This window comes from Streptomyces sp. CB00455 (genome assembly GCF_001905445.1).
Taxonomy (GTDB): Bacteria; Actinomycetota; Actinomycetes; order Streptomycetales; family Streptomycetaceae; genus Streptomyces.
In genome coordinates this window covers 53,203-65,429 of the sequence record NZ_LIVQ01000006.1, presented here as the reverse complement: position 1 = coordinate 65,429, position 12,227 = coordinate 53,203, and the positions used below count along the sequence as shown (strand labels likewise).

General features: G+C 73.6%; 9 protein-coding genes. 5 read left to right on the top strand and 4 right to left on the bottom strand.

Translation table 11 applies throughout. The annotated features are described in order from the left end of the window. Positions 1–539 precede the first annotated feature (539 nt). Together AMK16_RS23815 and AMK16_RS23810 are read right to left on the bottom strand one after the other, a co-directional pair. Positions 540–1,760: an acetyl-CoA C-acetyltransferase gene (locus AMK16_RS23815; protein ID WP_073919066.1), complete on the bottom strand. Its 1,221-nt coding sequence runs from the start codon at positions 1,758–1,760 to the stop codon at positions 540–542. Between the two features lie 280 nt (positions 1,761–2,040). Continuing rightward, positions 2,041–3,078 (bottom strand): SGNH/GDSL hydrolase family protein, encoded by a 1,038-nt coding sequence (locus AMK16_RS23810; RefSeq protein WP_073919064.1) that lies wholly within the window; start codon positions 3,076–3,078, stop codon positions 2,041–2,043. 133 nt (positions 3,079–3,211) lie between these two features. Here AMK16_RS23810 and AMK16_RS23805 point away from each other — a divergent pair, with 133 nt between their 5' ends. After that, positions 3,212–4,597, top strand: coding sequence for a cystathionine beta-synthase (locus tag AMK16_RS23805; protein WP_073919625.1), 1,386 nt, complete (start codon positions 3,212–3,214; stop codon positions 4,595–4,597). Positions 4,598–4,998: 401 nt separating this feature from the next. Here AMK16_RS23805 and AMK16_RS23800 read toward each other — a convergent pair whose 3' ends face one another. Continuing rightward, positions 4,999–5,379, bottom strand: coding sequence for a hypothetical protein (locus tag AMK16_RS23800; protein WP_073919061.1), 381 nt, complete (start codon positions 5,377–5,379; stop codon positions 4,999–5,001). Between the two features lie 148 nt (positions 5,380–5,527). Here AMK16_RS23800 and AMK16_RS23795 point away from each other — a divergent pair, with 148 nt between their 5' ends. Next, positions 5,528–6,370 carry a MurR/RpiR family transcriptional regulator gene (locus AMK16_RS23795; protein ID WP_073919058.1) on the top strand — a complete coding sequence of 281 codons (843 nt, stop codon included), beginning with the start codon at positions 5,528–5,530 and terminating at the stop codon, positions 6,368–6,370. A 3-nt stretch (positions 6,371–6,373) separates the two neighbouring features. On the opposite strand, the gene AMK16_RS23790 is transcribed toward AMK16_RS23795, so the two are convergent. Further along, positions 6,374–7,735 (bottom strand): diaminopimelate decarboxylase, encoded by a 1,362-nt coding sequence (locus AMK16_RS23790; protein ID WP_073919055.1) that lies wholly within the window; start codon positions 7,733–7,735, stop codon positions 6,374–6,376. A gap of 103 nt (positions 7,736–7,838) precedes the next feature. Here AMK16_RS23790 and hutU point away from each other — a divergent pair, with 103 nt between their 5' ends. The 3 genes from hutU (at position 7,839) to AMK16_RS23775 (ending at position 12,114) form a co-directional block, all read left to right on the top strand. After that, entirely contained in the window at positions 7,839–9,503 is a 1,665-nt protein-coding gene (gene hutU / locus AMK16_RS23785) for a urocanate hydratase (RefSeq protein WP_073919053.1), read from the top strand. 80 nt (positions 9,504–9,583) lie between these two features. Further along, positions 9,584–10,774 carry an allantoate amidohydrolase gene (locus tag AMK16_RS23780; protein ID WP_073919624.1) on the top strand — a complete coding sequence of 397 codons (1,191 nt, stop codon included), beginning with the start codon at positions 9,584–9,586 and terminating at the stop codon, positions 10,772–10,774. After that, entirely contained in the window at positions 10,765–12,114 is a 1,350-nt protein-coding gene (locus AMK16_RS23775) for a formimidoylglutamate deiminase (RefSeq protein ID WP_107417228.1), read from the top strand. Before AMK16_RS23780 ends, AMK16_RS23775 begins: the two co-directional genes overlap by 10 nt. Positions 12,115–12,227: the final 113 nt, after the last annotated feature.

Here is a 12,227-nt window from a genome sequence, read left to right as displayed (position 1 = left end):
CGTCACGAATTGGACAGGGCTTTGGTCACACCCGTCTCCTGTGTATCGGCGCTGACCTGCGCACATGCCGAACCCCCAGGACATAGGTCACATCCTGGGGGAGATTCGGTCACGGATGGGCTGCGACGGGGTTGGATCCGGCGCCGCCCCGCAGGTCGGAAGCGCAGCGCCGACAAGACCCTTACGCAGAGCGACCGTACGGCTTCAGTCGCACCGTGCCGCGCGGCGCACGGCGCTCGGCTCAGCCGCCGTTTCGTCGGTCGCGCTGAGCTTCGCCACCGCTGCGGGCAGGTGCCGCCCTTCGTTCCTCGGGGCGACCCCTACCCTCCGCTCCGGCTCGGCTCAGCCGCCGTTTCGTCGGTCGCGCTGAGCTTCGCCACCGCTGCGGGCAGGTGCCGCCCCTCGTTCCTCGGGGCGACCCCTACCCTCCGCTCCGGCTCAGCTCAGCCGCCGTTTTGTCGGTCGCGCTGAGCTTCGCCACCGCTGCGGGCAGGTGCCGCCCCTCGTTCCTCGGGGCGACCCCTACCCTCCGCTCCGGCTCAGCTCAGCCGCTCGATGACCATGGCCATGCCCTGGCCGCCGCCCACGCACATCGTTTCCAGGCCGAACTGCTTGTCGTGGAACTGGAGGCTGTTGATCAGGGTGCCGGTGATGCGGGCGCCGGTCATCCCGAAGGGGTGACCGACGGCGATGGCGCCGCCGTTGACGTTCAGCTTCTCCAGCGGGATGTCCAGGTCCCGGTAGGACGGGATGACCTGCGCCGCGAACGCCTCGTTGATCTCGAACAGGTCGATGTCGCCCACGGTCAGACCGGCCCGCTTCAGGGCCTGCTTCGACGCCTCGACCGGGCCCAGGCCCATGATTTCGGGGGAGAGGCCGGTCACGCCGGTGGAGACGATCCGCGCCAGCGGGGTCAGACCCACCTCGCGGGCCTTGGTGTCGCTCATGATGACCAGGGCGGCGGCGCCGTCGTTCAGCGGGCAGCAGTTGGCCGCCGTGACGAGGCCGTCGGGGCGGAAGACGGGCTTGAGGCCCTGGACGGCCTCCAGGGTCACCCCGGCGCGCGGGCCGTCGTCGGTGGAGACGACCGTGCCGTCCGGAGTGGTGACGGGCGTGATCTCGCGGGCCCAGAAGCCGTTCTTGATGGCTTCCTCGGCCAGGTTCTGCGAGCGGACGCCGAACTCGTCCATGTCCTGGCGGGTCACGCCCTTGAGGCGGGCCAGGTTCTCGGCGGTCTGCCCCATCGCGATGTACGCGTCGGGGATCAGGCCGTCCTCGCGCGGGTCGTGCCAGGAGGCGCCCTCGCTCTGCGCGACGGCGGCCGTACGGGCCTCCGCGTCCGCGAAGAGCGGGTTGTGGGTGTCCGGCATTCCGTCGGAGGAGCCCTTCGCGGACCGGGAGACCATCTCCACGCCCGCGGAGATGAAGACGTCGCCCTCGCCGGCCTTGATGGCGTGCAGCGCCATGCGGGAGGTCTGCAGCGAGGAGGAGCAGTAACGGGTGATCGTGGTGCCGGGCAGGTAGTCCATGCCCATCTGCACGGCGACGATCCGGCCGAGGTTGTGGCCCTGCTCGCCGCCGGGGAGGCCACAGCCGAGCATCAGGTCGTCGATCTGGCGCGGGTCCAGCTCGGGGATCTTGGCGAGGGCGGCCTGGATGATCGTGGCGGTCAGGTCGTCCGGGCGGACGTCCTTGAGGGACCCCTTGAAGGCGCGCCCGATGGGTGAGCGGGCGGTGGAAACGATGACGGCTTCGGGCATCGGGGCTCCAAGGGTGTGTTGCGGCTCTAAGCGGGACCGCAAGCGAAGTTACCGCCCCGTACGGTCGAGGTCACCGGCCTTGCGGTGTGATGCCGGTCGCTCCGGCGCGACGGGCGGGGGGCACGGGGCTCGCCGGGCGGGGTCGCGGGCCCGCGCACGCGGCCGCCCGCACGCGGACCCGCCCGCCCCGTGCCGTCCTGCCCCCGCCTCCCGAGGCGGCCGTACGGGCGGCGGCCGTACGGGGCGGCTGCGGGACGGTGCGGGCGGGCGCGTCGCCGGGTCATGCCGGGCCGGCGACCTCGGCCGGCGGGGGGCCGGTGCCCGTGGAGGACGCGGCCGCCGGGTCCTCGCCCGGCACCCGGCGCCGCCGCCGGTGCTTGAGGAGGGCCCAGGGCCCGCGGGCGGGGGTGACCTCCGTGCCCGCCTCGCCGGCCGCGGCCGAGGCCGCCTGGGCCACCGGCAGCATGTCCTCGTCCCGGGACACGTCCAGCCGGTCGGACTCGGGCCACACGCCGAGCGCCGCGCACAGGGTCGGCAGCACGGCCATCGCCGCGGTCGCGTACCCCTCCGCCGAGGGGTGGTAGGAGTCCGGGCCGAACATCTCCCGCGGGTTCGCGGCGAACTCGGGGCCCAGCAGGTCCCCCATCGACACCGTACGGGCGCCGAGCGCGACCACGCCTATGGTCTGCGCGGCGGCCAGCTGCCGTGAGACCCGCCGGGCCAGCCACCGCAGCGGCTGGTAGACCGGCTCGATCGTGCCCAGGTCCGGGCAGGTGCCGACGACGACCTCGGAGCCCGCCAGGCGCAGCCGGCGTACGGCCGAGGTCAGCAGCCGCACCGACTGCGTCGGCGGCATCCGGCGGGTCACGTCGTTCGCGCCGATCATGATCACGCACACGTCGGGGACGGGCCGTCCGTCGTCCAGCAGCAGGCCCACCTGGCGGTCCAGGTCGTCCGACATGGCTCCCGAGAGCGCCACGTTGCGCAGCTCCACGGGTCGCTCGGCCACCGACGCCAGCCCGGACGCCAGCAGGGCGGCGGGAGTCTGCCGGGCCCGCCGTACGCCCAGCCCCGCGGCCGTGGAGTCGCCCAGCATGCCCAGCCGCAGCGGCCCCGGGCTCTGCTCGGGCCCGCCGAATTCGCTCCCGTACAGCCCGTCGGCGCGCGGCGGATCCGGCAGTCCGGTCCCGACCGTGCGCTTGGCGAACTGCACCTCGGCCAGCACCAGACCCACGGTGGCGACCCCGACCAGCCCGAGGCCGCCCCCGCCGTACGCTGCCCCCGCCGCGATCCGGCGGGCCGTTCTCGCCCTGGACACCCTTGCGGCCACCTCGCTTCCTGTCCGGCCCCGATGACCTTCCTGCCCCGTACGGACGGTTCGCCAATCCCTTTCGGCATACCCTGGCCAGACCTCCCGGAGAACCCGTGGAGTCCCCTCCTTGGAGAACATGGTGCAATTCCACGACTCGATGATCAGCCTCGTCGGCAACACCCCGCTGGTGAAGCTCAACCGTGTGACCGAAGGCCTGCAGGCCACCGTCCTTGCGAAGGTCGAGTACTTCAATCCCGGTGGATCCGTGAAGGACCGGATCGCCGTCCGGATGATCGAGGCCGCCGAGCAGAGCGGAGCCCTCAGGCCGGGCGGCACCATCGTGGAGCCGACCAGCGGCAACACGGGTGTAGGACTCGCCATCGTGGCCCAGCAGAAGGGCTACAAGTGCATCTTCGTCTGCCCTGACAAGGTGTCCCTGGACAAGATCAACGTGTTGCGGGCCTACGGCGCCGAGGTGGTGGTCTGCCCGACCGCCGTCGACCCCGAGCACCCGGACTCGTACTACAACGTCTCCGACCGCCTCGTGCGCGAGACGCCGGGCGCCTGGAAGCCCGACCAGTACAGCAACCCGAACAACCCCCGTTCGCACTACGAGACCACCGGTCCCGAGCTCTGGGAGCAGACGGACGGGAAGATCACCCACTTCGTCGCGGGCGTCGGCACCGGCGGCACGATCTCGGGCACGGGCAACTACCTCAAGGAGGTCTCCGGCGGCGCGGTCAAGATCATCGGAGCCGACCCCGAGGGCTCGGTGTACTCCGGCGGCAGCGGCCGCCCGTACCTGGTCGAGGGCGTCGGCGAGGACTTCTGGCCGACCGCCTACGACCCGAAGGTGACCGACGAGATCATCGCGGTGTCCGACAAGGACTCCTTCCAGATGACCCGCCGCCTCGCCAAGGAGGAGGGCCTGCTCGTCGGCGGCTCCTGCGGCATGGCGGTCGTCGCCGCGCTGCGCGCCGCCGAGGGCCTCGGCCCGGACGACGTGGTCGTCGTCCTGCTGCCCGACAGCGGCCGCGGCTACATGAGCAAGATCTTCAGCGATGAGTGGATGGCCGGACACGGTTTCCTGGAGGAGGCCGGCCCCGCCGCGCGCATCGGCGCCGTGCTGGACGACAAGGAGGGCGGCATCCCCTCCCTCGTCCACATGCACCCCGAGGAGACCGTGGGCCAGGCCATCGAGGTCCTGCGCGAGTACGGCGTCTCGCAGATGCCGATCGTCAAGCCGGGCGCCGGGCACCCGGACGTGATGGCCGCCGAGGTCATCGGTTCCGTCGTCGAGAAGGAACTGCTGGCGGCGCTGTTCGCGCAGCGGGCCTCGCTGGGCGACCCGCTGGAGAAGCACATGAGCGCCCCGCTCCCGCAGGTCGGCTCCGGCGAACCGGTGTCCGAGCTGATGGCGGTGCTCGGCGAGGCGGACGCGGCGATCGTGCTGGTCGAGGGCAAGCCGACCGGCGTCGTCAGCCGGCAGGACCTGCTCGCGTTCCTGGCCAAGGGACCGAAGTAGCCGTACGGGCCGTGCGCCGTCCGTCGCGCAAACGGTACGGGCCCGACACGTGACGGCAGCACCGGCTTAACACGGCTGCGGCACAGTGGTGGTCGTCGGCGGGGAAGACCGGGTAACCGGACGGACCCGCCGGCGCCACCGAACGGCGTCCACGCACCTCCGGAGCGGCTCCCGGACCGCGCGGACGCCACGGACGCGGACGGCCCTGACCCGGCCCGTGTCCTTCGCGGGGACCGCCGTCGTCCCGCCCCCGGGCAACCGGGGTGCGGCGGTCCCCGCCCGAAACTTCCCCGCCCGAAACCTCCGCGGCCGGGCGCCTTGCGCCGGGCCTCCGCGGCACGGCGTCCGCCGGGGCGCAGGGCCCGCCGGCCCGGCGCCGGCCGGTCGGTGCCGCGCCCGGTTCAGGCGGAGGCGTCCCGGTTCCGCCGGCGCAGCCCGCCCGCGTGGATGAAGTTCACGCCCACGATGCCCGCCCAGGCCACCAGCAGACCGGCCAGGTGCGCCTGCGCCGCGGCGATCGCGGAGAGCGGGACCGCCAGGACCAGCGTGATGATGGCGAAGCCGAAGCGCTCGCCGAAGCTCCCGTCCCCCGCCCCGGGACCGCCCCGGCCGCCGTCGCGGGCGGCGAGGAGGCGTTCCTCCGCGAGCCGCCGCCGGACCTGCGTGTCGACCTTCTCGACGAACGAGTCCACCAGTGCGGCCTCGTACTCCGGACCCAGCTCCCGCCGGGCGTCCAGCGTGGCGTCGAGTTCCTTCTTCAGCTCTCGGGCGTGGGCGTCCATCCCCCTACCGTAGGAACCGCCCCCGGGCGCCCGCACTGGGGCTACCCCCCGTATCCCCGCGGCCGCACCGCCCTCGGCGCTTGCCGTGCTGCATAACCACATGCAGAGTGCTCGGTGACTGAATAATCCACCGGGACGAGGGGACGGCATGAGCGACAGCCCGGCCGCGCGGCTGCAGAAGCTGTTCGAGGGGCACCGGCTGACGCCGACCCAGCGGCGGATCGCGCACTGCATGGTGCGCGGAGCGGCGGAGGTGCCCTTCCTGTCGAGCGTGGAGCTCGCCGAGCTGGCCGGGGTCAGCCAGCCCTCGGTGACCCGGTTCGCGGTGGCGCTCGGCTTCGACGGCTACCCCGCGCTGCGCCGGCACCTGCGCGAAGTGGCCCCGGCCGAGCGTACGGTCACCCCGCACGAGGACGCGTACAACGAGTACCAGCAGGCCGTGCAGGGCGAGATCGAGAACCTGCGGCAGCTCTCGGCGATGCTCGCCGATCCCACCCCGGTCCGCCAGGCGGGCCGGCTGCTGGCCGCCTCGACGCCGTTGCCGGTGCTGGGGCTGCGGGCGGCGTCCTCGCAGGCGCGCGGGTTCGCGTACTTCGCCGCCAAGGTGCACCCGGACGTACGGCTCCTCGACGAGGGCGGCTCGATGATGGAGGACCGCATCGACGCCGCCCGCTACGAGGGGGCCACCGCGCTGCTCTGCTTCGCCCTGCCCCGCCACCCGCGGGAGGTCGTGGACACCCTGGAGCGCTCCCGGCGGGCCGGCCTGACCGTGGTGACCGTCGCGGACTCGGCCTTCGCGCCGGTGGCCCGCCACTCGGACCTGCTGATCCCGGCGCCGGTCGGGACGGGGCTGGCCTTCGACACGGCCTGCGCGCCGATGCTGCTGGGCCGGGTGCTGCTGGAATCGATGGCGGACGCGCTGCCGGACGCGCAGGCGCGGCTGGAGACCTTCGACGCACGGGCCGCGGCGCGGGGCCTGTTCGTGGAGTAGGCGCTAGAGCAGCGCGTCGCGCCGTGCTGCGCCCGCCTCCGCCACGATCTGCGCGAGGGACTGCGCCGGGCGGACCTGCGCGAAGCGGACCTCGCCGCCCGTGCCGACCGTGAAGCCGTGCACCGCGGGGCGCGGGAGGCTGTTGTAGCCGTAGTGGGCGGTGAAGAAGTACGCGCCCGTGTCCGGGACGCCGATCAGGTCGCCGGGGTGCAGCGGCGGCAGGTCCCGCGCCGTGGCGAGGAGGTCCCCGGCGAAGCAGGCCGGGCCCGCGACGTCTTGGGCGGTGGGCGCGCCGCTCTTGGGGGCGCCCTGCGCGTCGTACGGCAGGATCCGCACCGGCCAGGACGCCGGGGCGTAGACCGTGCGGGTCGCCAGCTGGACGCCCGCGTGCGTGAGGGCGATGGGGCGGCCCCCGGTGGTCTTGGTGTACTCCACCCGGGCGAGGACCAGCCCGTGCTTGGCCAGCAGGGACCGCCCGAACTCCGTGACCAGGCCGTACGAGCCGTCGAAGAGGGCGGGCACCGCCTCGCGCAGGGCCTCGACGTACTGGGCGTACGTCGGGGTCTGCTCGTCCGAGGTGAAGTCGACGGGCAGCCCGCCGCCGATGTCGAGGGTGTCGACCTGGCGGCGCCCCACGGCCCCGTTGATCTCCTCGGCCAGCGCGTGCAGGTCCCGCACGCCCTGCGCGATCAGCGGCAGCGGGACGCCCTGCGAGCCCGAGTGGATGTGCAGCCGGGTCAGCCAGGGGCGGTCCGCGAAGGCCCGTACGAGCCACTCGCGCGCGCCTGGGTCGCGCAGCGCGATCCCGAACTTCGACGTCTGCGTGGCGGTGGACAGGGCGTCGATCGCGCCCGCGCCCGTCTGCGGGTTGATCCGCACGCCGAGCGGCCCGTGGGGCAGGGCGCCGGCGCCGGGGCCGACGAGGGCGTCGAGGCGCTCCAGCTCCTGGCGGTTGTCGGCGTTCAGGGCGATGCCGAGGGCCAGGGCCTCGCGCAGTTCGGCCGCCGTCTTGGCGGGGGAGTCGAGGACGATGTGGCGCGGTTCCACGCCCGCGGCCCGGGCCAGCGCCAGTTCCCCGGCGCCCGCCACCTCGCAGCCGAGACCGGCGTCGGCGAGCAGCCGCAGGACCGGGACCAGCGGGGCGGCCTTGACGGCGAAGGCGTGCAGGACGGGGGTGCCGGCCGGCACGGCGGCGGCGAAAGCGGCGGTCAGGGCGGCGGCACAGGCCCGGATCCCGGCCACGTCCAGCAGGCAGACCAGGGGCTCCGCGCCGTCCGCTCCGCCCACCAGCCCCTGTTCGACCGCGGCGCGTACCGCCAGGTTCCGGCGCCCGGTGAGGCCCTGCGCGTGCGTGTCGGCTGCCATGGGGCCATCCCATCATCCGAAGGAGCGGCCCGCAGCTGTTGACTGGATCTATTCAGGGCGCCAGGATGTGAATGGATTAATCAACATCGGAGGAGGCACCGCCATGTCAGGACCCCGCCCCGTACGGGCCGCGCGAGGCACCGAGCTCAGCACCCTGGGATGGCAGCAGGAGGCCGCGCTGCGGATGCTCCAGAACAACCTCGACCCCGAGGTCGCCGAGCACCCCGACAAGCTGGTCGTCTACGGCGGCACCGGCAAGGCCGCCCGCGACTGGCGCTCCTACGACGCGATGGTCCGCACCCTGCAGACCCTCAAGCAGGACGAGACGATGCTCGTCCAGTCCGGCCGCCCGGTCGGCGTGATGCAGACCCACGAGTGGGCCCCGCGCGTCCTGCTCGCCAACTCCAACCTCGTCGGCGACTGGGCCAACTGGGAGGAGTTCCGCCGCCTGGAGCAGCTGGGCCTGACCATGTACGGCCAGATGACGGCCGGTTCGTGGATCTACATCGGCACCCAGGGCATCCTCCAGGGCACCTACGAGACCTTCGCGGCCGTCGCGACGAAGAAGTTCGGCGGAACCCTCGCGGGCACCATCACCCTCACCGCCGGCCTCGGCGGCATGGGCGGCGCCCAGCCGCTCGCCGTGACGATGAACGACGGCGTCGCGATCTGCATCGACGTCGACCCGCGCGCGATCGAGCGCCGCATCGAGCACCGCTACCTGGACGTGAAGGCCGACAGCCTCCGGCACGCCCTCCAGCTCGCCGTCGAGGCGCGCGACGCCCGCAGGCCGCTGTCCATCGGTCTGCTCGGCAACGCCGCGGACCTGCTCCCGCAGATGCTGGCCGAGGGCGCGCCCATCGACATCGTGACGGACCAGACCTCCGCGCACGACCCGCTGGCCTACCTGCCGACCGGCGTCGACTTCGACGACATGGCCTCCTACGCGGCCAAGGACCCGGCCGGCTTCACCACCCGTGCCCGCGAGTCCATGGCCCGGCACGTCGAGGCCATGGTCGGCTTCATGGACGCCGGCGCCGAGGTCTTCGACTACGGCAACTCCATCCGCGGCGAGGCCCAGCTGGCCGGCTACGACCGCGCCTTCGCCTTCCCCGGCTTCGTCCCCGCCTACATCCGACCCCTGTTCTGCGAGGGCAAGGGCCCCTTCCGCTGGGCCGCCCTGTCCGGCGAGGCCGCCGACATCCACAAGACCGACAAGGCGATGCTGGAGCTCTTCCCGCAGAACGAGTCCCTGCACCGCTGGATCAAGATGGCGGGCGAGCGCGTCCACTTCCAGGGCCTGCCCGCGCGCATCTGCTGGCTCGGCTACGGCGAGCGCGACAAGGCCGGCGAGCGGTTCAACGACATGGTGGCGAGCGGAGAACTGGCCGCCCCGCTGGTCATCGGCCGCGACCACCTCGACTGCGGTTCGGTGGCCTCCCCGTACCGCGAGACCGAGGCCATGCTCGACGGCTCCGACGCCATCGCCGACTGGCCGCTGCTCAACGCCATGGTCAACGTCGCCTCCGGCGCCTCCTGGGTCTCGCTGCACCACGGCGGCGGCGTCGGCATGGGCCGCTCCATCCACGCCGGGCAGGTCACCGTCGCCGACGGCACCCCGCTCGCCGGCGAGAAGATCCGCCGCGTCCTGACCAACGACCCGGGCATGGGCGTCATCCGCCACGTCGACGCCGGATACGACATCGCCGAGTCGGTGGCGGACGAGCGCGGTGTCCGCGTCCCGATGCGCGAGGGTGATCCCGCGTGAGCGAGGCCTCTCCCTCCCGCGGCGCGGCGCCCAAAGCCGAGACCGTTCCCTCCCAGGGCGCGGCGTCCTCCTTCCACGGCATGTGGGAGCAGCTCGCGCCCATCGGGCGGGACGCCGGATCCGGCGGTTACCGCCGCTACGCCTGGACCGGGGCCGACGCCGACTGCCGGACCTGGTTCCAGGAGCAGGCCGAGGCCCGCGGGCTGACGTACGAGACCGACCGCAACGGCAACCAGTGGGCCTGGCACGGCGACCCCCTCGCGGGCGACGCCGTGGTCACCGGCTCGCACCTGGACTCCGTCCCCGACGGCGGGGCCTTCGACGGCCCCCTCGGGGTGGTGTCCTCCTTCGCGGCCCTGGACGAACTCCGCAGGAGGGGCGCGGAGTTCGCCAGGCCACTTGCCATCACCAACTTCGGAGACGAGGAGGGGGCCCGCTTCGGCCTCGCCTGCGTCGGCTCCCGGCTCGCCGCGGGACAGCTGACCAAGGAGAAGGCGTACGAACTGCGCGACGCCGAGGGCATCACCCTGCCCCGGGCCATGGAGGCCGCCGGGTACGACCCCGAGACCATCGGAGCGGACCCCGAACGCCTGGGCCGCATCGGCGCCTTCGTCGAGCTGCACGTGGAGCAGGGCCGCGCGCTGGACCTGTCCGGGGACCGCGTCGGCGTCGCCTCCGCGATCTGGCCGCACGGCCGCTGGCGGTTCGACTTCCGCGGCGAGGCCAACCACGCCGGCACCACCCGCCTCGTGGACCGGCGCGACCCGATGCTGACGTACGCGGCGACCGTGCTGGCCGCCCGCACCGAAGCGGCCCTCGCCGGAGCCGTCGCGACCTTCGGGAAGATCTCGGTCGAGCCCAACGGGGTCAACGCGATCCCGTCCCTGGTGCGCGGCTGGCTCGACTCGCGCGCCGCCGACCAGGCAACCCTCGACACGGTCGTCACCGCCGTGGAGAAGGCCGCGCGCGAACGCGCCGACCAGGACGGCGTCGACCTCGCGGTCGTCCGCGAGTCCTTCACCCCGGTCGTCGAGTTCGAGCACGCCCTGCGCGACGAGATCGACCGCATCCTCGGCGGCAGTGTCCCCGTCCTCGGTACCGGAGCGGGACACGACGCCGGAATCCTCTCCGCGGCCGTCCCGACCGCGATGCTGTTCGTACGGAACCCCACCGGCGTCTCCCACTCCCCGCGGGAGTTCGCCGCCGAGGACGACTGCGTGGCCGGCGTGCTCGCCCTCGCCGACGTACTGGAAGGACTCGCGTGCAGGTGACCGCGGACAAGACGTACTGGCTGGAGCACGCCTGGCTCGGCACCCATGTCGAGCCGGGCGTCGCTCTGGAGGTCCTGCCCGGGGGCCGGATCGGCGCCCTGCGCACCGGCGCGGCCACCCCGCCCCCCGGAGCGGAGGTCCTGCGCGGGCTCACCCTCCCGGGCCTGGCCAACGCGCACAGCCACGCCTTCCACCGGGCCCTGCGCGGGACCGTGCAGGTCGGCTCGGGGACCTTTTGGACCTGGCGCGACTTCATGTACAAGACCGCCCAGAACCTCACCCCCGACACCTACTTCGCGCTCGCCCGCGCCGTCTATGCGGAGATGGCGCTGGCCGGCATCACGAACGTCGGCGAGTTCCACTACGTCCACCACGCCCCGGGCGGCGCCCCGTACGCCGACCCGAACGCCATGGGCGAGGCACTGATCGAAGCCGCCGCCGCGGCGGGCATCCGGATCACCCTCCTGGACACCGCCTACCTCTCGGCGGGCTTCGGGGAACCGCCGAACCGGCACCAGCTGCGCTTCTGCGACGGCTCCGCCGACGCCTGGGCGCAGCGGGTGAGCGCCCTCACACCGCGCGGGGACGCCCTCATCGGGGCCGCGATCCACTCGGTGCGCGCCGTGCCCGCCGACCAGCTGGCCACCGTCGCCCGCTGGGCCGAGGAGCGCGGGGCGCCCCTGCACGTCCACCTCTCCGAGCAGACCGCCGAGAACGACGCCTGCCTGGCGGCCCACGGTCGGACCCCGGCCCAGCTCCTCGCCGACCACGGGGTGCTCGGCCCGCGCACCACCGGCGTCCACAACACGCACCTCACCGACGCCGACATCGCGCTCCTGGGCGCCACCGCCACCGGCACCTGCATGTGCCCCACCACCGAGCGCGACCTCGCCGACGGCATCGGTCCGGCGACCCGGCTCCAGCAGGCCGGCAGTCCGCTCTCCCTCGGCAGCGACAGCCACGCCGTCGTCGACCTGCTCGAAGAGGCACGTGCGATGGAGCTCGACGAGCGCCTGCGCAGCCGCACCCGGGGCCACTGGACGGCGAACGCGCTGCTGACCGCGGCCACCGCCGACGGTCATGCGGCCCTGGGCCGGCCCGAGGCGGGCCGGCTGGAGGAGGGCGCGCTCGCGGACTTCACCACGATCGCGCTGGACTCCGTGCGGACGGCGGGCGCCCTGCCCCGGCTCGGGGCCGAGACGGCCGTGTTCGCCGCGTCGGCCGCGGACGTGCGGCACACGGTCGTCGCGGGCCGCCACATCGTCCGCGACGGCGCCCACACCCTGGTCGGGGACGTCCCCTCGGCCCTGACCGAAGCCATCGGGGCGCTGCGGGCCTGACCGCGGCGCCCGAGGCGGGCCATGTCCCCACCCCGCCCCTTCCCGAAACCGGGCTCTGCCCGGACCCGGTCCTCACACACCGGGCGGGCTGACACACAGCCCGCCCGGGGGTC